The 21,669-nt window shown below is 68.5% G+C and carries 14 protein-coding genes; 10 read left to right on the forward strand and 4 right to left on the reverse strand.

Features of this window, described 5'->3' with window-relative positions; all coding sequences use genetic code 11:
- Positions 1-143: 143 nt before the first annotated feature.
- The 4 genes from EV655_RS04890 to tldD form a co-directional block, all read right to left on the reverse strand.
- Complete coding sequence (locus EV655_RS04890; RefSeq protein ID WP_132542422.1) at positions 144-839, reverse strand: CoA transferase subunit A; 696 nt, start codon at positions 837-839, stop codon at positions 144-146.
- Between the two features lie 126 nt (positions 840-965).
- A complete protein-coding gene (gene topA, locus EV655_RS04895; RefSeq protein ID WP_132542424.1) occupies positions 966-3,584 on the reverse strand; it encodes a type I DNA topoisomerase in 2,619 nt (872 codons plus the stop codon).
- 137 nt (positions 3,585-3,721) lie between these two features.
- A complete protein-coding gene (gene dprA, locus EV655_RS04900; protein ID WP_243644991.1) occupies positions 3,722-4,894 on the reverse strand; it encodes a DNA-processing protein DprA in 1,173 nt (390 codons plus the stop codon).
- Between the two features lie 436 nt (positions 4,895-5,330).
- The gene (tldD, locus tag EV655_RS04905) at positions 5,331-6,752 is read right to left on the reverse strand and encodes a metalloprotease TldD (protein WP_132542426.1); all 1,422 of its coding nucleotides are present in this window, start codon (positions 6,750-6,752) and stop codon (positions 5,331-5,333) included.
- A gap of 319 nt (positions 6,753-7,071) precedes the next feature.
- Between tldD and thrC the strand changes: the two genes are divergently transcribed.
- The 10 genes from thrC to murC all read left to right on the forward strand — a co-directional run bounded on the left by thrC (position 7,072) and on the right by murC (position 21,661).
- Positions 7,072-8,463 carry a threonine synthase gene (gene thrC, locus EV655_RS04910; RefSeq protein WP_132542428.1) on the forward strand — a complete coding sequence of 464 codons (1,392 nt, stop codon included), beginning with the start codon at positions 7,072-7,074 and terminating at the stop codon, positions 8,461-8,463.
- A complete protein-coding gene (locus EV655_RS04915; protein ID WP_132542430.1) occupies positions 8,460-9,722 on the forward strand; it encodes a M16 family metallopeptidase in 1,263 nt (420 codons plus the stop codon). The genes thrC and EV655_RS04915 overlap by 4 nt, the downstream gene beginning before the upstream one ends.
- Positions 9,722-10,312, forward strand: a complete 591-nt coding sequence (locus EV655_RS04920; protein ID WP_132542432.1) for a GNAT family N-acetyltransferase — start codon at positions 9,722-9,724, stop codon at positions 10,310-10,312. The genes EV655_RS04915 and EV655_RS04920 overlap by 1 nt, the downstream gene beginning before the upstream one ends.
- A 236-nt stretch (positions 10,313-10,548) precedes the next feature.
- Complete coding sequence (locus tag EV655_RS04925; RefSeq protein ID WP_243644992.1) at positions 10,549-11,721, forward strand: type III PLP-dependent enzyme; 1,173 nt, start codon at positions 10,549-10,551, stop codon at positions 11,719-11,721.
- A gap of 83 nt (positions 11,722-11,804) precedes the next feature.
- Positions 11,805-12,953 (forward strand): succinyl-diaminopimelate desuccinylase, encoded by a 1,149-nt coding sequence (dapE, locus tag EV655_RS04930; protein ID WP_132542436.1) that lies wholly within the window; start codon positions 11,805-11,807, stop codon positions 12,951-12,953.
- 54 nt (positions 12,954-13,007) lie between these two features.
- Positions 13,008-15,263, forward strand: coding sequence for a ribonuclease R (gene rnr / locus EV655_RS04935; protein WP_132542438.1), 2,256 nt, complete (start codon positions 13,008-13,010; stop codon positions 15,261-15,263).
- A 122-nt stretch (positions 15,264-15,385) separates the two neighbouring features.
- Entirely contained in the window at positions 15,386-16,639 is a 1,254-nt protein-coding gene (locus EV655_RS04940) for a lytic murein transglycosylase (protein WP_424511301.1), read from the forward strand.
- Between the two features lie 1,336 nt (positions 16,640-17,975).
- Positions 17,976-19,145, forward strand: coding sequence for a peptidoglycan glycosyltransferase FtsW (locus EV655_RS04945; protein WP_132542442.1), 1,170 nt, complete (start codon positions 17,976-17,978; stop codon positions 19,143-19,145).
- Positions 19,142-20,233, forward strand: coding sequence for a UDP-N-acetylglucosamine--N-acetylmuramyl-(pentapeptide) pyrophosphoryl-undecaprenol N-acetylglucosamine transferase (locus tag EV655_RS04950; RefSeq protein WP_132542444.1), 1,092 nt, complete (start codon positions 19,142-19,144; stop codon positions 20,231-20,233). Before EV655_RS04945 ends, EV655_RS04950 begins: the two co-directional genes overlap by 4 nt.
- Before the next feature lie 30 nt (positions 20,234-20,263).
- Entirely contained in the window at positions 20,264-21,661 is a 1,398-nt protein-coding gene (murC, locus tag EV655_RS04955) for a UDP-N-acetylmuramate--L-alanine ligase (protein WP_132542760.1), read from the forward strand.
- Positions 21,662-21,669 lie beyond the last annotated feature (8 nt).

Genomic DNA, 21,669 nt, shown 5'->3' on the forward strand with positions numbered 1-21,669 from the left:
CGAGGAAGATGTTGATTGGAATGACAATTAGCCAATTCCAAGCGTTGTAGATGTAGCCATCGAAGAAGGTCAGATACACAAATGTTGCGATTGATCCGATCTGCCAGACAGCAAACAGCAACCACTGCATATCATTTTGACCCTTATGCCGCGCGGGTGGTGCGCTGTTCGATGCGCTTTTCGTGGCTGCCCTGGATCAGGCGGTGCACGTAGATGCCGGGCAGGTGGATCTTGTCGGGGTCGAGCGTGCCGGGTTCGACGATTTCCTCGACTTCCATCACGCAGACCTTGCCGCACATCGCCGCGGGCGGGTTGAAGTTGCGGGCGGTCTTGCGGAACACCGCGTTGCCGGTGGTGTCCGCCTTCCACGCCTTGACGATGGACAGGTCCGCCACGATCCCGCGTTCCAGGATGTAGGTCTGGCCGTCGAAGTCCTTGTGTTCCTTGCCCTCGGCGATGACGGTGCCGACGCCCGTCTTGGTGTAGAAGCCGGGGATGCCGCAGCCGCCCGCGCGCATGCGTTCGGCCAACGTGCCCTGCGGGTTGAATTCCAGCTCCAGTTCGCCCGACAGGTATTGCCGCATGAACTCGGCATTCTCGCCGACATAGGACGAGATCATCTTCTTTACCTGCCGGGTCTGCAGCAGGATGCCGATGCCGAAATCGTCCACGCCGGCATTGTTCGAGGCGAAGGTCAGGTCCTTCGTGCCCGCCGCCTTGATCGCGTCGATCAGCAGTTCCGGGATGCCGCAGAGGCCAAAGCCGCCCGCGGCGATGAACATGCCGTCGAACAGAAGCCCGTCGAGGGCCTCGGCGGCGCTGCCGTAAACCTTGTTCATGGATCACTCCCCGTCTGAACCTTCGCGCCCCGAGTAGTGGCGAAGCGTCCGGCCGGAGTCAACGCAAGGCGCGGGCCGATGCGGCACATCCGGCGCGATGTCCGGTCCGGGTGTGCCGCGGAGCGATCAGCCCGCGGCCTTCTTCGCGGGGGCCTTTTTCGCCGCGGGTTTCCTGGCGGCCGCCTTCTTCGGGTCGGCCTTGGGCTTGGCCGCGGGCTTTTTCGCCGGTTTCTTCGCCGCGGCTTTCTTGCTGCCGGTCTTGCCCGCCTTCTCGGTAATGATCTGCACCGCCATTTCCAGCGTCACATCGGCCGGGTCCATGTCCTTGGGCAGCGTCGCGTTCACCTTGTTCCACTTGACGTAGGGCCCGTAGCGGCCGGCCATCACGTTGACCGGTCCGCCCTGGTCGGGATGCTCGCCCAACTCGCGCAGCGGTGCGGCCGATGTTGCCGCGCCGCGGCCGCGGGTCTTCTTCTGCGCCAGAACCTCGACCGCGCGGTTCATGCCGACGGTGAAGACCTCGTCCACCTCGGGCAGGTTGGCGTAGACGCGGCCGTGCCGGACATAGGGGCCATAGCGGCCGATTCCGGCCTCGACCGGTTCGCCATCCTCGGGATGGGGGCCGATCGGGCGGGGCAGGGACAGCAGCATCAGCGCCTTTTCCAGATCCATCGCCTCGGGCGCCCAACCCTTGGGCAGGCTGGCGCGGGGCGGCTTGGGGATTTCCTCGGTCGCCTCGCCGCGCTGGACATAGGGACCGAAGCGGCCGTTTCTCAGCGTGATCTCGTCGCCCTCGTCAAGGCCCAGCACCTTGCCGTCCAGCTCGGCCGCGCCGTCCTCGCCATTGGGGGCGGAAATCGGGCGCGTATAGCGACATTCGGGGTAGTTGGCGCAGCCGATGAAGGCGCCGCCCGAGCGCGCGGTCTTGAGATTCAGCCGTCCCGTCCCGCATTTCGGGCAGATGCGCGGATCGGAGCCGTCCTCGCGCGGGGGGTAAAGGTGGGGGGCCAGAACCTCGTCGATCTTTTCCAGCACCTCGGAGATCCGCAGATCGGCGGTTTCGGCCAGCGCCGCAGAGAAATCGCGCCAGAACCGCGCCAGCACGTCGCGGTATTCGCGCGTGCCGGCCGAGACGTCGTCCAACTCGTCCTCGAGGTTGGCGGTGAACTCGTAGCCCACGTAGCGGCTGAAATAGTTCGACAGGAAGGCCGTCACCAGCCGCCCCTTGTCCTCGGGGATCAGGCGGTTCTTGTCCTTGGTGACATAACCTCGGTCCTGGATCGTGGTCACGATCGAGGCATAGGTGGACGGGCGCCCGATGCCCAGTTCCTCCATCCGCTTGACCAGCGTCGCCTCGGTATAGCGGGGCGGGGGCTGGGTGAAGTGCTGTTCGGGCGTGACGCTTTCCTTGCGGGCGGGCTCGTCCTGCATGATCTGGGGCAGGCGGCCGTCATCCTCGTCGTCCAGAACGACATCGTCGCGCCCTTCCTCGTAGATCCGCAAAAAGCCGTCGAACAGCACGACCTGGCCCGTGGCGCGCAGGCCCACCTGGGCATCGGCGCTTTCCACCTCGATCGTGGTGCGTTCGAGGCGGGCGGCCTCCATCTGGCTGGCGAGCGTGCGCTTCCAGATCAGGTCGTAAAGCTTGCGCTGGTCGTCATCGGTGAGTTTCAGCGCGGCGGGATCGCGGGTCATCTCGGTCGGCCGGATACATTCATGCGCCTCCTGCGCGTTCTTGGCCTTGTTCTTGTACATCCGCGGGCTTTTCGGGACGTAATCGGCGCCGAAGCGGTCCCTGATGGCATCGCGCGCGGCCATCACCGCCTCGGGTGCCATGTCGATGCCGTCGGTCCGCATGTAGGTGATGTGGCCCGCTTCATAGAGCCGCTGCGCCGCCTGCATTGTCTGGCGCGCGCCGAAGCCGAACTTGCGGCTGGCCTCTTGCTGAAGGGTCGAGGTCATGAAGGGCGGCGCGGGGTTGCGTTGGGCGGGCTTGGCCTCGACCGAGGAAACGGTGAAGTCGCGCGAATGGATCGCCTGCACGGCCAGTTCCGCCGCCGTCCCGTTGGCGATGTCGAACTTGTCGAGCTTCTTGCCGCCCAGCGTGACCAGGCGGGCCTCGTAGGTCTGGCCGCGGGGGGTGGAAAGGATGGCAGAGACGGTCCAGTATTCGCGGGCGCGGAACGCCTCGATCTCCATCTCGCGCTCGACGATCAGGCGCAGGCAGACCGATTGCACCCGGCCCGCGGATTTCGCGCCGGGCAGCTTGCGCCACAGCACGGGCGACAGGTTGAAGCCCACGAGGTAATCCAGCGCCCGGCGCGCGAGATAGGCATGCACCAGCGGCTCGTCCACCTGGCGGGGATTCTTCATCGCCTCGGTCACGGCGGACTTGGTGATCGCGTTGAACACGACGCGGCTGACCTTGGTGTCCTTGCCGATCGCCTTGCGGCCGCGCAGGGCCTCTTCGAGATGCCAGGAAATCGCCTCGCCTTCGCGGTCGGGGTCGGTGGCGAGGATCAGCGCATTGTCGTCTTTCAGCGCGTCGGCGATGGCCTTTATGTGCTTGCGGCTGTCGGCGGCGACCTCCCAGGTCATCTCGAACCCGTGGTCGGGATCGACCGAACCATCCTTTGGCGGCAGGTCGCGGACATGTCCGTAAGAGGCCAGAACCGTGTAGTCGGAGCCCAGATACTTGTTGATTGTCTTGGCCTTGGCCGGCGACTCGACGACAACGACGGGCATGAAATTCCTTTCGACTCGGGGCGCATGCGGGGGCGGACAGCCTTGGCGGCCTGCAATGTGGGCGGCAACGGGGGAATGTCAATGCGCGGGGCAGGTGCCCCGCGTCGCACCGCAGGGTGGATCGAGTTGTGGAAAATTCAATCCATGCGCGAAATCAGCCCGCCCGGCGCCCGCGCGATCCGCCCCTCCAGTTCCAGCATCAGCAGTTCGGGCGCGACGTGGCCGGCGGGCAGGTTCAGGTCGCGGATAAGCTGATCCTCGGCCAGCGGCGAGGGGCCCAGGCGCGACAGGATCTCGGCATGCAGCACGGCGCAATCCGCAGCGACGGGACGGCGGGCATGGGCCGGGGTATCGGGCACCTCGGTGATGCGCGGGCGGCGCGGCGCCTCGGCGGCGGCGGCCCGGGTGAGGGGCGGCGCGGGGGGCGCGGCCAGCGCGTCGAGCACGTCTTCGACGCCGCGTACCAGCGTCGCGCCGTCGCGCAGCAGCATGTTGCAGCCCGCCGCGCGGGCGTCGAACGGGTGGCCCGGCACCGCCAGTACGTCGCGGCCCTGGTCGAGCGCAGTGCGCGCGGTGATCAGGCTGCCCGAGCGCGCCGCCGCCTCGACCACCACCACGGCGCGGGCGAGGCCCGAGATGATGCGGTTGCGCTGGGGAAAGTGGCGCGCCTGGGGCTGAAGACCCGCGGGATGTTCCGACAGGCGCAGCCCCTGGCCGCCGATCGCGTTGAAAAGCGACTCGTTCTCGGTCGGGTAGACCACGTTGACGCCGCCCGCCATCACGGCGATGGTTCCGGTGTCCAGCGCGGCCAGATGGGCGGCGCGGTCGATGCCGCGGGCCAGCCCCGACACGACGACATGGCCCGCCTCGGCCAGCCCCTCGGCCAGTTTCCGCGCCATGCGCACGCCCAGCGACGAGGCGTTCCGCGCCCCCACCAGCGCCACCATCGGCCGGTTCAGCAGGTCGGTCCGGCCGACCGCCCAGAGCACCGGCGGCGCGTCGGGCAATTCGGCCAGTGCCTCGGGATAGCCGGACGTGCCATGGACCAGCGGCACAGCGCCAAGCGCGCGTGCCTTGGACAGTTCCGCCCGCGCGACGCCTTCGGGGCAGGCCTCGTAGCCGTCGACGCCCGCGGCGCGCGCCACGCCGGGCAGCGCGTCCAGCGCGGCCTCGGCGCTGCCATGTTCGTCGATCAGCCGGAAGAAGGTCGTGGCGCCCACCCGCCGCGAACGGATCAGCCGCAGACGCGCGACAAGCTCGGCCTCGGCGAGGGGGGCGGTGCGCGGGGAATCGGCGGCAAGGGTCGGCACGTCGGATACTCCGGTCGATGACCGGGGGACAGTGCCGCAGGCGAGGTTAACGGAAGGTGAACAGATCCATGGCCTGCCCGAATCCCATGCGGCGCTGCCACGCAAAGATGTACAGGCGGCTCCGGGCGCGGCGTTAGCCTTGGTGGAATGATCTGGATCGACGGGCTGAAAGGACCGGTCGCGCCCGAGGGGCGCGACCGGATGAGACGAAGCTACGATGCCTGGGAGTCTTCCCGGGTGGGTGGTGCGAGGGGGTGGTAGGAAGAGATAATCTCCACGTTCTCGCAACTTCGCTCATCCGTGAGGCCAGATTTGACCGGAGAGGGTTAACAGAAGGTGAACGGATTAAAAAAATTCGCGTTATGGATGAAATTTTCCCGGTATAAGTGTGTCAATATCGGCGGAAATCCGCCGATCTGCACCCGTGGCGTGCCGGTCAGGTGCCCGCGCCACCCACCGTCAGCCCGCCGATCATCAGGGTCGGCTGGCCCACGCCCACCGGCACCCACTGGCCCTGCTTGCCGCAGTTCCCGATGCCGGGGTCCAGCGCCATGTCGTTGCCGATGGCCCGGATCTTCTGCAGCGCGGTCGGTCCGTCGCCGATCAGCGTCGCGCCCTTGACCGGCGTGCCCACCTTGCCGTCCTTTACCCGGTAGGCCTCGGTGCAGGAAAAGACGAACTTGCCGTTGGTGATGTCGACCTGGCCGCCGCCGAAGCCCACGGCATAGATGCCGTCCTTGAGGTCGGCCACGATATCGGCTGGGTCGGCCGCGCCGGACAGCATGTAGGTGTTGGTCATCCGGGGCATCGGCGGGTGGGCAAAGCTTTCGCGCCGGCCGTTGCCGGTGGGGGCCACGCCCATCAGGCGGGCGTTCTGCCGGTCCTGCATGAGGCCCACCAGGATACCGTCCTCGATCAGGACCGTCCGGCCCGATTGCGTGCCCTCGTCATCGAAGGTGATCGAGCCGCGGCGGTCGGGGATCGTGCCGTCGTCGACCACCGTGACGCCGGGCGCGGCGATCCGCTGGCCCATCAGCCCGGCAAAGGCCGAACTGCCCTTTCGGTTGAAGTCGCCCTCAAGCCCGTGGCCCACGGCCTCGTGCAGCAGCACCCCCGGCCAGCCGGGGCCAAGGACCACGTCCATCACGCCCGCGGGGGCGGGTTCTGCGTTCAGGTTGACCAGCGCGATCCGCAACGCTTCGCTCGCGGTGGCTTCCCAGTCGGTGCGGTCGATCAGGCCCGCAAGGCCTCTGCGCCCGCCGCCGCCATGGCTGCCCGATTCGCGGCGGCCGTTCTCCTCGACGATCACGGCGACGTTCAGGCGCGTCATCGGGCGGATGTCGGACAGCAGCATCCCATCGGGGCGCAGGATGAACACCTCTTGCAGGGACGCAGCCAGCGTCGCGGTCACCTGCACCACGCGGGGGTCGAGCCCGCGGGCGAAGGCGTCGATCTCGCGCAGCGTGTCGAGCTTCACGCCGAACGTGGCCTCGGCCATCGGGTCGGCGTCAGTATAGAGGCGCCGGTTGGTCGCCTGCGGCGGATCGGCCAGCACTCCCCCGCCATCGGCGACGGCAAGCCGCGCCGTCTCGGCCGCGCGTTTCAGTGCCGCCTCGGAAATCTCGGTGGAATGGGCATAGCCCGCGGCCTCACCGCGGACCGCGCGCAGGCCGAATCCCTCGGAGGCGTCGTAACTGGCGGTGCGCACCCTTCCATCGTCGAAGCTGAGAACCTCGGAGCGGGTGCGTTCGAGGAACAGCTCGCCGTCATCGGCCCCCGCCGTCGCCTGTTGCAGCACCGCCAGTGCGCGATCACGGTCGATCAGCGTCTCGAAGGGACGGAAGGGGGCCTGGGTCATGCGCGTCCTCGGGATAAAGAAAGGCGGCAGAATGTCGCAGCTTTCGCTTGTGTCCTCCCGCTCAATATGTTTCCTTGGTCAAGCGATGCAACTGTCTCCGCAGATATCGCGAAGAATGGCGGTCAACGCCAGCCAAGGGAACCGGGGAACTGCGCTTGGCGCGAGGTCCGGGCTTCGACTGCCGGGCTTTCCCTGATTACGTCCGGTGCCGCGCGCTCCCGCGGCCCGGACGCACCCCCTCTGCCAATCTCAGTTCCGTCCGGGGTGACACCGCCCCGCGTCTGGCGTATCAGGCGGCAGACTGAGAGAAGGCTGCCAGATGCGCTATGTGTCCACGCGGGGTCAGGCCCCGGTCCTGACATTCGAAGAGGCGATGCTGACCGGGCTGGCGCGCGATGGCGGGCTTTATGTGCCCGAGACCGTGCCGGAAATGGCGCCCGCGGAGATTGCGGGGCTGGCCGGGCTGACCTATGAGGAGGCCGCATTCCGGGTGATGCGTCCCTTCATCGGCGACACCTTTGCCGATGCCGAGTTCGAGTCGATCATTGCGCGGGCCTATGCGGGCTTTGGCCATACGGCGCGCGCACCCTTGGTGCAGATCGGGGCCAACCATTTCCTGCTGGAGCTGTTCCACGGGCCGACGCTGGCCTTCAAGGATTTCGCGATGCAGCTGATCGGCCAGCTGTTCCAGGCGGCACTGGAACGGTCGGGCAACCGGGTGACCATCGTGGGGGCGACCAGCGGAGATACCGGGTCGGCGGCGATCGAGGCGTTCCGGGGGCTGGACAATGTCGATGTCTTCATCCTGTTCCCCGAGGGGCGCGTATCCGAGGTGCAGCGCCGGCAGATGACCACGCCCGCCGAGGCCAACGTGCACGCGCTGGCGGTGCGGGGCGATTTCGATGATTGCCAGGCCCGCGTGAAGGACATGTTCAACCATTTCGAGTTCCGCGACCGGGTGGCATTGGCCGGCGTCAACTCGATCAACTGGGCGCGGGTGCTGGCGCAGGTGGTGTATTACTTCACCTCGGCCATATCGCTGGGCGCGCCGCACCGGTCGGTGGGGTTCACCGTGCCCACGGGCAATTTCGGCGACATCTTCGCGGGCTACATCGCGCGGCGGATGGGGTTGCCGGTGGAAAGGCTGGTGATCGCGACCAACCAGAACGACATCCTGCACCGGGCTTTGAGCGGCGGGGCCTACGAAACCCACGGCGTGACCCCCTCGATCAGCCCGTCGATGGATATCCAGGTCAGCTCGAATTTCGAGCGCGCGCTGTTCGAGGCCTATGGCCGCGACGGCGCCGCGGTCGCCCAGCAGATGCAGGCGCTGAAGGAGCAGGGGGGCTTCACCATCAGCCAGGGCGCGTTGCAGGCCCTGCGCGAGGTCTTTGCCTCGGGCCGCGCGTCCGAGGAGGAGACATCGGCCACGATCCGGGCCACCCATGCGGCCACGGGCGAGATCCTTTGCCCCCATTCGGCGGTCGGCGTGAAGGTCGCGATGGACCAACCCGCAAGCGCCACGCCGATGATCACGCTGGCCACCGCGCATCCAGCGAAATTCCCCGACGCGGTCGAGGCCGCCACGGGGCTCAGGCCAGCCCTTCCCAATCGGATGGCGGACCTGTATGAGCGAGCCGAGCGTGTCACCGTCGTCGACAACGACCTTGGTGCCATCGAGTCCCTCATCGAAGAAAGGCGCGCGTCTTGAGCGTAGACCTGCACAGGCTGCCCAACGGGTTCCGCATCGTCACCGAGCGGATGCCGGGTCTGAAATCGGCCTCTATCGGCATCTGGATCATGGCCGGTGGACGTAACGAGCGCCCCGAGGAAAACGGCATCGCCCATTTCCTGGAACACATGGCGTTCAAGGGCACCGAAAAGCGCACGACCCTGCAGATCGCCGAGGCGATCGAGGATGTGGGCGGTTATATCAACGCCTATACGGGCCGCGAGATGACCGCCTATTACGCCCGGGTGCTGGAGGCCGACGTGCCGCTGGCGCTGGACGTGCTGGCCGACATCCTGCTGAACCCGCTGTTCGAGCCCGCCGAGATCGAGGTCGAGCGCGGCGTGATCCTGCAGGAGATCGGGCAGGTGCTGGACACCCCCGATGACGTGATCTTCGACTGGCTGCAGGAGGTATCCTATCCCGGCCAGGCGATCGGGCGTTCGCTGCTGGGCCCGGCCGAGCGGGTGAGCGCGTTTGCGCGGGACGATTTCTTTTCGTTCGTGGCGCGGCACTATACCCCCGACCGGATGATCCTGTCGGCGGCCGGTGCCGTCGACCATGACGAGATCGTGCGGCTGGCCGAGACGCTGTTCGGCCATCTTTCGTCCAGCCCGCACGAAGCGCCGCAACCCGCGCAGTTCACCGGGGGCGAGCGGCGCGAGGTCAAGCGGCTGGAACAGGCGCACATGGCGCTGGCCTTCGAAGGGCCGGGCTACCGCGATCCCGCGATCTACACCGCGCAGATCTTCTCGACCGCGCTGGGGGGCGGGATGTCGTCCCGGTTGTTCCAGGAACTGCGGGAAAAGCGCGGGTTGTGCTACACCGTCTTCGCCCAGACCGGCGCCTATGCCGATACCGGGCTCATCACCCTTTACGCGGGCACCAGCGCCGCGCAGATCGGCGAACTGGCGGATCTGACCATGGCCGAGATCGCGCGCTCGGCCCAGGACATGACGCCCGCCGAGGTGGCGCGGGCGCGCGTCCAGATGAAGGCGGGGCTGCTGATGGGGCTGGAAAGCCCGTCGAACCGGGCCGAGCGGCTGGCGCGGCTGGTGGCGATCTGGGATCGGGTGCCCGTCGTCGAAGAGACCATCGCCCATATCGACGCGGTGACCACGGGCGACGTGCGCGATTTTGCGGGCCATCTGGCCGAGGCTGGCCGCGCCGCGCTTGCGCTTTACGGACCCGTGGCCAAGGCGCCGGCGCTGGATGCGCTGCAGGGCAGGCTTGCCGCCTGATGCTGGGCCTGAGGCGCAAGGTCCGCATCGAGACCGAGCGGATGACCCTGCGCCCCCCCGCCCATTCCGACTGGCGCGACTGGGCGGCGTTGCGATCGGCCAGCGCCGGGTTCCTGATCCCCTGGGAACCCGCCTGGGCGCCCGACCACCTGAGCCGCAAGGCCTTTACCAACCGCGTCTACTGGGCGCAGCGGGCGCTGGGCACGGGATCGGCTATTCCGCTGTTCCTGGTCCGCCGCGCCGACGATGTGCTGCTGGGCGCGATCACGCTGGACAACATCCGGCGCGGGCCGTCGCAATCGGGCACGCTCGGCTACTGGATCGGCCAGCCCTTCGCCCGCCAGGGCTATATGCGCGAGGCGATCGAGGCGCTGGTCCACCATGCCTTTACCCTGCGCGATCTCAGCCGGATCGAGGCCGCCTGCCTGCCTGAAAACGTGGCCTCGCGCGGGGTGCTGGAAAAGAGCGGCTTCAAGTACGAGGGCGTGGCGCAAAGCTATCTGCAGATCAACAACCGCTGGCGCAACCACGTGCTTTACGCCAACCTCCGCAGCGACCGGCGCGGGCGCACCGAGACAGGGCTGGCCTGACCGGCAGCCTTCGCCGGATCGCTCCTTGGTTGCATTGCGATCACGATTTCACGTGAGAAGACCGAATTCTTTGGCGAGCCGGGAATTTCTGTTGCACCGACTCAGGCGAAACCCTATGTGCCCCCGCACGGACGCCAACGCACGCGCCTCTGTCCCGGCCCCCGGGGTACGTAGCGACGGTAACGTCTCCCTTGGAACTGAGCGGTCATAGCTGGCCGGGTCTATTGGAGATGACCATGTACGCTACGCAAACCGACTTCGTCGGCCGATCCCCTGTCGCTGCGCCCTCCCGCGCCGAAACCTTCATCCACGCGCATCGCTTCGAGCGGCCGACCCTGGTGCTTGACACCGAGGCGGTGGCCGAGCGCTATGCCGCGCTGTCCTCGGGGCTAGGCCGCGCGGCGATCCACTATGCCGTCAAGGCCAACCCCGCGCCCCAGATCGTGGCGCGCCTCGCCGCGCTGGGGTCGGGCTTCGACGCCGCCTCGCGCGCCGAGATCGAGTTGTGCCTGGCCCAGGGCGCGGCGCCGTCGGCGATTTCCTTCGGCAACACGGTCAAGCGCGCCGCGGACATCGCCTTTGCGCATGAGGCGGGGATCACGCTGTTCGCGGCGGACGCCGAGGAAGAGATCGACAAGATCGCCGAACACGCCCCCGGCGCGCAGGTCTATATCCGCGTGCTGGTCACCGCGACCGAGGCCGACTGGCCGCTGTCGCGCAAGTTCGGCTGTGCGCCGGGCAAGGTGCAGCCGCTGCTGGCGCGCGCCCTTGCGGCGGGGTTGCGGCCGGTGGGCCTCTCGTTCCATGTCGGCAGCCAGACGCGGGCGGCGCGGATGTGGCTGTCGGTGCTCGACGAGGTGGCAGGCGTCTGGCATGCCGCGCGCGGTGCCGGGTTCGATCTGGACCTGTTGAACATCGGCGGCGGCTTTCCGGCCTTCTACGGCGAGGAGGTCGAGGCGCCCGAAATCTATGCCGCGCAGGTGATGCGCCTTGTGACCGATCTGTTCGGGGCGGTGCCGCGCGTGATGGCGGAACCCGGCCGCGGCATGGTGGCCGAGGCGGGTGCGATCGCGGCCGAGGTGATGCTGGTCTCGCGCAAATGCGACACCGATGCCTATCGCTGGGTCTATCTCGACATCGGCAAGTTCTCGGGTCTGGCCGAGACCATGGACGAGGCGATCCGCTACCAGTTCGCGACCGACCGCGACCACGAGGCGATGGGACCCTGCATCCTGGCCGGGCCGTCCTGCGACAGCGCCGATGTGCTGTATGAAAAGCGCCCCGTGCTGCTGCCGCTGGGGCTGAAGGCCGGGGACCGGGTCATCATCCGCAACGCGGGCGCCTATACGTCGAGCTATGCCTCGGTCGGCTTCAATGGCTTTCCGCCGCTCGATGTCGTGGTGATCTGACGGGGCAGCCGCGCCGCGCCGCGGCATTGCGGCGGGGCGCGCGCCGGGCTATCGCTGGGCGCGCAGCTACAGGATCCGCGCCCATGACCCAGCCCACCGACCCCGTCGCCCTGACCGCAGATCTGATCCGGTGCCCCTCGGTCACGCCCAGCGAGGCCGGCGCGCTTCGGCTGCTGGAAACCCGGCTGGCCGCGGCGGGATTCGAGTGCAGGCGGGTGGACCGGGGGGGTGTTGCCAACCTCTTTGCCCGCTGGGGGGGCAAGGGGCACCGCCGGACCTTCGGTTTCAACGGCCATACCGACGTGGTGCCTGCGGGCGATACGGCGGCCTGGACCCATGACCCGTTCGGGGCCGAGTTGCGCGATGGCATCCTGTGGGGGCGTGGCGCGACCGACATGAAATCGGGCGTTGCGGCTTTCGTCGCCGCCGCCATCGACTTCGTGACCCAAACGCCGCCCGATGGCGCGATCGTGCTGATGATTACCGGGGACGAGGAGGGCGATGCCACCGACGGCACGGTCGCTCTGCTGGACTGGGTGGCGACCGAGGGCGAGCACATGGATGTCTGCCTGGTGGGCGAGCCGACCTCGCGCGAACGGCTGGGCGACATGATGAAGATCGGGCGGCGGGGGTCGATGACGGCGTGGTTTACGGCGCACGGTGTGCAGGGCCATTCGGCCTATCCGCAGCGCGCGCAGAACCCGATTCCGGCGCTGGCGCGGCTGATCGAGCGGCTCTCGGTCTATCCGCTGGACGAGGGCACGCGCCATTTCGATCCCTCGACGCTGGCGGTCACCACCTTCGATACCGGCAATCCCGCGACAAACGTGATCCCGGGCATCTGCCGGGCGACCGTCAACATCCGTTTCAACGAGGCGCACGGATCCGACAGCCTGACCGAGTGGCTGCGCGCCGAGGCTGACAAGGTGACCGACGAGACCGGCATCCGCTTCGACATGGAGGTGAAGGTCTCGGGCGAAAGCTTCCTGACGCCGCCGGGCGCCCTGTCCGATCTGGTGGCGGATGCGGTCGAGGCCGAAACCGGGCGTCGTCCCGAGCCGTCGACCTCGGGCGGCACATCGGACGCGCGCTTTGTCAAGGAGTTCTGCCCGGTGGTGGAATTCGGCCTTGTCGGCACGACCATGCACCAGGTGGACGAGCGGGTGGAGGCCGGCCAGATCGAGGCGCTGAAGCGCATCTATACCCGCATCCTTGCCGCCTATTTCGCCTGATCCGGCCCCGCTTTCCGGCTGACGGAGGCGGGCGCGCATGCTACCTCTGACCGCATGAGCCAGATCCCTTCCAAGACCCAGATCCTCGACTGGATCGCCGCGCATCCCGGCGAGACCTCGAAGCGCGACATTGCCAAGGCGTTCGGCATCAAGGGCGCCGACCGGATCGACCTCAAGCGCGTGCTCAAGGAACTGGAGGACGAGGGCCACCTGGAAAAGCGGCGCAAGACCTACCGCGACGCCGACCGGTTGCCGCCGGTGAGTGTGTTGCAGGTGCTGGCGCCGAACCGTGATGGCGATCTGTTCGCCAGACCGCTGGAATGGCATGGCGAGGGGCCCGAGCCGCGCGTGCTGTTCATCGCGCGCAAGTCGGAACCCGCGCTGGGCGAGGGCGACCGCATCCTCGCCCGCCTGCAGGAGGTGCGCGGCGAGGATCACCAGTACGAAGCGCGGCTGATCCGCAAGATCGGCGCCAACCCGAAACGGGTTCTCGGCATCTTCCGCAAGGGCGCCGAGGGCGGGCGGATCGTGCCGATCGACAAGGGCGCGGACCTCGAATGGATGGTGGCGCGCGACGCGACCCACGGGGCGAAGGACGGCGAACTGGTCGAGGCCGAGCAGATCGGCCCGCGCGCCCGGATGGGTCTGCCGCGGGCGCGGGTGGTGGACCGGCTGGGCGATCCCACCGCGCCCAGGGCCGTCAGCCTGATCGCGATCCACCAGCACGGCATCCCCGACGAGTTTCCCGACGACGCCATCTTCGAGGCCGACCGCGCGAAACCCGCGGGCCTGGGCAGCCGCGAGGATCTGCGCCACCTGCCGCTGGTCACCATCGACCCGCCCGACGCGCGCGACCGCGACGACGCGGTGCTGGCGATGCCCGACGACGACCCCAGGAACGAGGGCGGGCATATCCTGTGGGTCGCCATCGCCGACGTGGCGCATTACGTGACGCCCGGCTCGGCGCTCGACCGCGAGGCGCGCAGGCGCGGCAATTCCACCTATTTCCCCGACCGGGTGGTGCCGATGCTGCCCGACCGGCTGTCGGGCGATCTGTGTTCGCTGCACGAGGGCGTGCCGAGGGCCTGCATCGCGGTCGCGATGAAGATCGACGCCCATGGCACCAAGCTGTCGCACCGCTTTACCCGCGGGCTGATGGCGTCGGCCGGCGCGCTGAGCTATGCCGAGGTGCAGGAAGCGCAGGACGGCCGGCCGAGCGAAAAGACCGCGGCGCTGATGGGTGACGTGATCACCCCGCTTTACGCGGCCTACGCGGCGCTGACCCGGGCGCGGGCGGCGCGCCAGCCGCTGGACCTGGACCTGCCGGAACGGAGGATCGAGCTGTCCGAGGACGGCCACGTCACCTCGGTGAAATTCCGCGACCGGCTGGACGCGCACAGGCTGATCGAGGAGTTCATGGTGCTGGCCAATGTCGCCGCCGCCGAGGAACTGACCCGCCTGCGCCGCCCGCTGATCTTTCGCGTGCACGAGGAACCGAGCCCCGAGAAGCTGGATGCGCTGCGCGAGGTGGCGGCAGCCTCGGGCTTCACGCTGGCCAAGGGGCAGGTGCTGCAGACCCGCCACCTGAACGACCTGCTGGATCAGGCGATGGGCACCGAGTTTTCCGAACTCATCAACCTGTCCACTCTGCGCTCGATGACGCAAGCCTATTACACGCCGGAACATTTCGGCCATTTCGGGCTGGCGCTGCGATCCTATGCGCATTTCACCTCGCCGATCCGGCGCTATGCCGACCTGATCGTGCACCGCGCGCTGATCACCGCCCACGGCTGGGGCAAGGACGGCCTGTCGCCCGACGACATCGACACGCTGGAGGCCACGGCCCAGCACATCAGCGAGACCGAGCGCCGCTCGATGGATGCCGAGCGTGACACCACCGACCGTTACCTCGCCGCCTACCTGTCGGAACGGGTGGGCAACGAGTTCACGGGGCGCGTGTCGGGGATCGCGCGGTTCGGGGTGTTCGTGAAGCTGGACGAGACCGGCGCCGACGGCCTGATCCCGATCCGCGAGCTGGGGCAGGAGTATTTCCACCACGACCGCGAGGCGCAGACCCTGATGGGCGCCGATACCGGCCTGACCATCGGCATCGGCCAGCGGGTCACCGTGCGGCTGTCCGAAGCGGTGCCGGTGACCGGGGGCCTGACGCTGGACCTGTTGTCGATCGAGGGCAAGGCGATCGGGGCGGGCCCGCGCAAGATGCGCGGCAAGGCCCCGCAGCGGAACCTTGGCCGGTCCAGGGCCAAGGCCGCCAAGGTCGGGCGCAAGACGACACGCAAACGCCGCTAGGCGGAAACCGGCGGGAAACGGGGATTGGGCGCTTTGCGATCCCGGCGCAGAACGCTACACTCGTGCCAAAGCCGGAAAGGTACGAGCAGATGATTTCCAGACCCGCCAGCGCGGGGGCCGCCATGGCCCTTGCAGCCATTATAGCCAGTGTCGCGCCGCTGCAGGGGGCCGAGGTTCTTGAAAAATCGCCCCGTCCGGCGCCGCGGCCGGCAACCGGGATGGAGGCGCCCTTGAACGCCCTCCAGGTCTCGACCGCGAACCAGGGGTTCCAGCGCTGGATCGAGGACTTTCGCTCCCGCGCGCTGTCGCACGGCATCGCGGCCGGGGTCTTCGACACGGCCTTTCAGGGAGTGCGCTACAACGCCGACGTGATCGAGCGCGACCGCAACCAGTCGGAATTCACCAAGACGATCTGGGACTATCTCGACAGCGCGGCGTCCGAAACGCGGATCGGGAACGGGCGCGAGGCGCTGACGCGCCATCGCGGCCTGCTGGACCGGATCGAGGCGCGCTATGGCGTCGACAAGGAGGTCGTGGTCGCAATCTGGGGGCTGGAAAGCGCCTATGGCGAATATCGCGGCAGGACCCCGATCGTCGAGGCGCTGGCGACGCTGGCCTATGACGGGCGCCGCGGCGCCTTCTTCGAGGACCAGCTGATCGCGGCGCTGAAAATCGTGCAGTCGGGCGACACGGATGCGCGGCACATGACCGGCAGCTGGGCGGGTGCGATGGGGCACACGCAGTTCATCCCGACCTCGTACCTGGCCTATGCGGTCGATTTCACCGGCGACGGGCGGCGCGACATCTGGAGCGACGACCCGGCGGATGCGCTGGCCTCGACCGCGGCCTATCTGGCGCGGTTCGGCTGGAAGACCGGCCAGCCCTGGGGCGTCGAGGTGCAGCTCCCGCGCGCGTTCGATCACCGGCTGGCGGATCGAGGCGTGATGCGGATGCCCTCGGACTGGGCGGCGCTGGGCGTGCGCGACATGGATGGCCGTCCAGTGCCCGATCACGGCCGCGCCTCGATCCTGCTGCCCGCGGGGGCCCGCGGGGCGGCCTTCATGATCTTCGACAATTTCGCCGTGATCGAGCGCTACAACACGGCGGATGCCTATGTGATCGGGGTCGGCCACCTGTCGGATCGCATCAGGGGCGGCGGGCCAATCCGTGCCTCCTGGCCGCGGGGCGACCGGGCGCTGTTGTTTGCCGAGCGCAAGGAAATGCAGGAACGGCTGACGCATGCGGGATTCGACACCCGGGGCGTCGATGGCAAGATCGGGCCGAATACCATCGCCGCGGTGCGTGCGTTCCAGCGTTCGGTAGGCATGATCCCGGACGGCTATGCAAGCCTGGAGATCCTCAGGCGCCTGAGATAGCTTGCGCGGCATGGGCGTCGGCTGCCTTCGGCGAGGATATTTCGGGCCAGAAGAAGGACAAGCGGACCCCCTGTCCGGGCCTTCCTGGGGGAAGGGGGGACAGGGGGCCTTCTCCTGGCGCGGTCATCGGCGTCCCCGCCTGTACCGCTCCGTCAGGGTGACGCATCGAGGTTAATGGTCCGTTGCTTCTTCTGGCTTCAAGTATCCCCGCCGGAGGCAGCGGGCCTCATGGCACCGCGCCGGGGGTGGGCGGTGGTGCGGCGGGACAGGCCGGGCGCCGCGAAGGCATCCGCCTTTGCCTGCCCCCCGATCGGCGCGGGGCTGGCTCGCGCGCATCGCGCGGGCAGATATGGCCGGGGCGGCGCTTGAACAAGGCCGAGGCGTGAGCCAGCCGCGCGAACGGGCCGCTTGGCTTTCGGGCAAGTCCTGGATTTCCGTTGTCAGATCCGGCGTGCGGCCCAGGCGCAGGCCGGCGGGGTCAAGGCCGATCTCGGCGAGGCGGTGGTCCTCGATCCGGCCCAAGCCCCAGCCCCCGGCGTGGCTGGACATTGCCGCCAGCATATCCGCGGAAAGGCCCATGGTACGGCCCGCCTCGCGCAGCGCACGCTTGCCGCGACATCGGATGAATTTGGCGCAACGCCCGGCGCGGCGGCGGCAGCAACGGTTGGAGATCTACTGGATTCCCCCCTCGCGGCGCTTGCGCCCGAAATCGACGTCGATATCGGGAGGGGGGCTCGCCGCGGGCCTCGGAGACGAAGCGATCGAAGATCATGGCGCGGGGGCGGCCCTGATGATGCCGGGGCAGCAGCAGAGCGCCGAATTCGGTGCAGCGCCGCGGCCCCGGAAGAGGATGCCGCGGGCGCGCGGAGACATGGGAGCCTTTGGCGGACGGAGCGGGACTTCGAGACCATCACCTCATTTGAGGCAGTCGTCGTGCGTGATCGTGCAGGCTTCCCTTGCCGCCGGACGTTTGCCGATTGACTGCGTCCGGCAGAGCCGCCCCCGGACGGTTCGGGTGAGCCCATCGGTCAGCTCCAGCCGAGTGGCGGGGATCAAGACGCGGGGCGGGGTGCGGCTTCGGGCGGGTTTGTGCGGCGACGGAAGGTCGGATCGGCCCCGGTGCGACGGGTGGTGCGTTGGCAGATCCTGCCCGGGCGGATGCGCGCGCGATCCGCGGTCAAACGAGGGCGCGGCGCCGAGCGTGGCTTCGGCCATCGGCCATCGCGGGCGGCGGCGCGGTAACCTTTCCAGACTGGCGTCAGGCCCGCTTTGGCGCTACACTTCCTTTCAGACCCGGAAAACGGGCAAGGGCAGAGGCAATCGAGGCAGTGCGCCCATGACGGAAATGGTCTACGGGACCGCGCCGATCCGCGCGGGCGAGCCGGTCTTGCCGCGCTGGTGGCGGACGGTCGACAAATGGGCGATGTCCTGCATCCTGATGCTGTTCGGGGTGGGGTTGCTGCTGGGGCTGGCCGCCTCGCCGCCGCTGGCCGCCAAGAACGGGTTCGATGCCTTCCACTATGTCGAGCGGCAGGTGGTGTTCGGCACGATGGCGCTGGCCACCATGCTGGTGTTCTCGATGATGTCGCCCGACCTCGTGCGCCGGCTGGGGGTTCTGGGCTTCTTCGCGGCCTTTGCGGCGCTGGCGCTTCTGCCGGTTTTCGGGACCGATTTCGGCAAGGGCGCGGTCAGGTGGTATTCGCTGGGATTCGCCAGCGTGCAGCCCTCGGAATTCCTCAAGCCCGGCTTCATCGTGCTGGCCGCCTGGATGATGGCGGCCGCGCAGGAACTGAACGGGCCACCGGGGCGGGCGATGTCGCTGGGGGTGGCGCTGACGGTTGTGCTGTTTCTCGCGTTCCAGCCGGATTTCGGGCAGGCGGCGCTGATCCTGTTCGCCTGGGGCGTGATGTATTTCGTGGCGGGCGCACCGTTCCTGCTGCTGGTCGGCATGGCGGGTGCGGTCGTGGCCGGGGGGACGCTCGCCTACGAACATTCCGAGCATTTCGCCCGGCGGATCGACGGCTTCCTGACCCCCGAGATCGACCCGCGCACGCAGCTTGGCTATGCGGTGAACGCGATCCAGGAGGGCGGCTTCTTCGGCGTCGGTGTCGGCGAAGGCCAGGTGAAATGGTCGCTGCCCGATGCGCATACCGATTTCATCATCGCGGTGGCCGCCGAGGAATACGGCCTTGTGCTGGTCGCGGCCATCATCCTGCTTTACGCGGTGATCGTCATCCGCTCGCTGTTCCGGCTGCTGCGCGAGCGCGACACCTTCATCCGGCTGGCCGGCACCGGTCTGGCCTGCACCTTTGCCGTTCAGGCACTGATCAACATGGGCGTCGCAGTGAAACTCCTGCCCGCCAAGGGCATGACGCTGCCCTTCGTCAGCTATGGCGGCTCGTCGCTGATCGCGGGGGGGATCACCGTGGGGATGCTGCTGGCGCTGACCCGAACCCGGCCGCAGGGCGAGATCGGCGACATCCTGCGCCTTCGGGGGCGGGCATGAGCGCGCCGCTTCTGGTGATCGCCGCGGGCGGCACGGGGGGGCACATGTTCCCCGCCCAGGCGCTGGCCGAGACGATGCTGGCGCGCGGCTGGCGGGTGAAATTGTCGACCGACGCGCGGGGCGCGCGCTATGCGGGCGGTTTCCCCCGCGAGGTGGAGATCATGCGCGTCGCGGCCGACAGTCTGGCGCGCGGCGGGGCCGCCGAACGGATTGCCGCGCCCTTCCGTCTGGGTCTCGGGGTGCTGGCGACGCTGGTGAACATGCTGCGCGACCGGCCCAGCGTCGTGGCGGGCTTCGGCGGTTATCCATCCTTCCCGGCGCTGACCGCGGCCATCGCGCTGAAGCTGCCGCGGATGATCCACGAGCAGAACGGGGTGCTCGGCCGCGTCAACCAGCTTTATGCCAGACGCGTGCACGCGGTCGCCTGCGGCACCTGGCCCACCGACCTGCCGGACGGCGTCGAGGGCTGGCACACCGGCAACCCGGTGCGCGCGGCGGTGATGGACCGCGCGGGCGCCCCCTACATCCCGCCCGGCGATTACCCGATGAGCATCGTCGCGATCGGCGGCAGCCAGGGCGCGCGGGCGCTGTCGGACACTGTCCCCGCCGCCGTCGCCGCGCTGCCCGATGGGCTGCGCCGCCATGTCCGCGTCGCCCATCAGGCCCGCGAAGAAGACGTGGCGCGTGTCGTCGAGGCCTATGCGCGGGCGGGCGTCGAGGCCGAGGTGCGGCCCTTCTTCGACGATATCCCCAAGCGGCTGGCCGAGGCGCAGCTGGTGATTTCCCGCGCGGGCGCCTCGTCGATCGCGGATATCTCGGTGATCGGGCGGCCCGCGATCCTGATCCCGTACCCTTACGCGACGGGCGACCACCAGACTGCCAATGCCCGCGGGCTGGTCGAGGCGGGGGGCGCGATCCTTATCCCGGAATCGGCCCTTGACCCGGCCAGCCTGGCGGCGCAGATCGCCACGGTTCTAGACCAGCCCGAGGGGGCGTCGCAGATGTCGCGCGCCGCGCTGTCCTGCGGGCGGCCGGATGCGGCCGACCGGCTGGCCGAGATCGTCGAGGCGCTGGGCGGAAAGGGGTAAGGCATGACTCTGGCACGAAGGATCGAGTGGATGAACGCGGCGACCAAGCTTCCGACCGATGTCGGCCCGATCCATTTCGTGGGCATCGGCGGCATCGGCATGTCGGGGATCGCCGAGGTGCTGTTGAACCTCGGCTACCGGGTGCAGGGATCGGACCTTAAGGCGTCGAAGATCACCGACCGGCTCAAGGCCCTGGGCGCGACGATCTTCGAGGGGCAGCGCGCCGAGAACCTGGACGGCGCCGCGGTCGTGGTGATCTCCTCCGCGATCAAGTCCGGCAACCCGGAGCTTGACGCCGCCCGCCTGCGCGGTCTGCCGGTGGTGCGCCGGGCCGACATGCTGGCCGAGCTGATGCGGCTGAAATCGAATGTCGCGGTCGCGGGCACCCATGGCAAGACCACAACCACCACCATGGTCGCCACGCTGCTGGATGCGGGCGGGCTCGATCCGACCGTCATCAATGGCGGCATCATCCACGCCTATGGCTCGAACGCCCGGCTGGGCGCGGGCGAATGGATGGTGGTCGAGGCCGACGAATCCGACGGCACCTTCACCCGCCTGCCCGCCACCATCGCCATCGTCACCAACATCGACCCCGAGCACATGGAGCATTGGGGCGATTTCGACCGGCTGCGCCAGGGGTTCCTGGATTTCGTCTCGAACATCCCGTTCTACGGGCTCGCGGTCTGCTGCACCGACCATCCCGAGGTGCAGGCGCTGGTGGGCCGCGTCACCGACCGCAGGGTGGTGACCTTCGGCTTCAATTCGCAGGCGGATGTGCGCGCGGTGAACCTGACCTACAAGGCGGGCGTGGCGCAGTTCGACATCGCGCTGCAGGCCGAGGATATCCTGATCGAGGGCTGCACCCTGCCGATGCCGGGCGATCACAACGTGTCGAACGCGCTGGCGGCCGTTGCCGTGGCCCGCCACCTCGGCATGAAGGGCGACGAGATCCGCGCGGCGCTGGCGCAGTTCAAGGGCGTGAACCGGCGCTTCACCAGGGTCGGAGAGGTCGGCGGCGTCACCATCATCGACGATTACGGCCACCATCCGGTGGAGATCGCCGCCGTGCTGAGGGCCGCGCGGCAGGCCACCACGGGGCGCGTGATCGCGGTGCACCAGCCGCATCGCTACACCCGGCTTCATTCGCTGTTCGAGGAGTTCTGCACCTGTTTCAACGACGCCGACGTGGTCGGCATCGCCGAGGTCTATGCCGCGGGCGAGGACCCGATCCCCGGCATCAGCCGCGACGATCTGGTGGCGGGCCTGATCCGCCACGGCCACCGCCACGCCCACGCGATCCTGTGCGAGGACGATCTGGAACGCCTGGTGCGCGCCGAGGCCCGCCCGGGCGACATGGTGGTCTGCCTCGGCGCCGGCACGATCAGCGCCTGGGCCAACGCCCTGCCGAAACGGCTGGAGGGCTAGGGGCGGAG

The sequence above is a fragment of the Rhodovulum euryhalinum genome (assembly GCF_004342445.1).
Lineage (GTDB): Bacteria > Pseudomonadota > Alphaproteobacteria > Rhodobacterales > Rhodobacteraceae > Rhodovulum > Rhodovulum euryhalinum.